At 66.3% G+C, this 1,011-nt stretch carries 1 protein-coding gene; it reads right to left on the reverse strand.

The features are described 5' to 3' along the window. Positions 1 to 34 precede the first annotated feature (34 nt). Positions 35 to 949 carry an IS982 family transposase gene (locus E1298_RS47195; RefSeq protein WP_131903861.1) on the reverse strand — a complete coding sequence of 305 codons (915 nt, stop codon included), beginning with the start codon at positions 947 to 949 and terminating at the stop codon, positions 35 to 37. Positions 950 to 1,011: the final 62 nt, after the last annotated feature.

Raw genomic sequence — 1,011 nt, forward strand, 5'->3', positions numbered from 1 at the left:
GCTAGATGATTGATTCCAAGGGCTGCTGTTGCGTTCAGTGGTCGTAGGCGGTCAGGGAGCGGGCGATCGGCTGGTCGGTCTTGTCGTTGTGCCAGATCGCGGCGGTGAGGGCCAGGATCGGTGTGAGGACCCGGACGATGACGCCGGTGTCGGTCCGGGCGCCGTGTCGTTCCAGGTCCAGTTGGCCCTTGAAGGTCTGGTTGATCGATTCGATGGTCTGCCGCAGCGGCTTGAACAGCGGTGTTGTGGCCCGCGGCGGTTCGCCTTTGCGGGCCGGTCGCAGCAACCGCAGGTCACCCTCGGTGAGGGCCTGCTCGAATGCCCGGCCGTAGTAGTGGCGGTCGCCGATGATGGTCTGCCCGGGGTGGCGGGCGGCCAGGTCGGGATCGGCGTCCAGCATGTCCAGCAGGGTGGTGCGCTCGTCGGCCTTGGCCCCGGTCAGCGCGAACGCGACCGGCAAGCCGCCCAACGTGCACAGCAGGTGCAGCCGCAGTCCCCAAAAGAACCGGGAATGTGAGGCGCAGTAGCCGTATTCGGCCCAGCCGGCCAGCTGTGAACGCCGCGCCGTCTCCCGGGACCGGCCGCACTCCACCGGTGTCGAATCGACCACCCACACATCATCACTCCACAGCGAGGTGTCCCGCCCCAGCACCTGGATCATGTGCACGACCAGGCCCGCACCGGCCCGCAGCCGCTTGTTGTAACCCGGCTGACCCGGCAGATACGGAAACATCCCAGACAGCTCGCTGCGCGCATAACGCAGCCACCGCCGCTCGGAGGTGAATCCCAGCAGCGCCGACATCACCGCCAGCGTCACCAACTCGGCGTCACCGAGCGTGGGAGAGATCCCCACCCGGGGACGCCACGGCGCCGGCTCCGGGAACATCTTCAGCCAGTCGTCGATCTTCACATAGAGTGCGGTCGCGAGGGTGTCCAGGTTGTTCGTCACACAACGATCTTGGACACCCTCGTCCTATGTCCGCAGCCGACCCCTTGGAATCAATCATCTAG

This window comes from Actinomadura rubrisoli (assembly GCF_004349215.1).
GTDB lineage: Bacteria > Actinomycetota > Actinomycetes > Streptosporangiales > Streptosporangiaceae > Spirillospora > Spirillospora rubrisoli.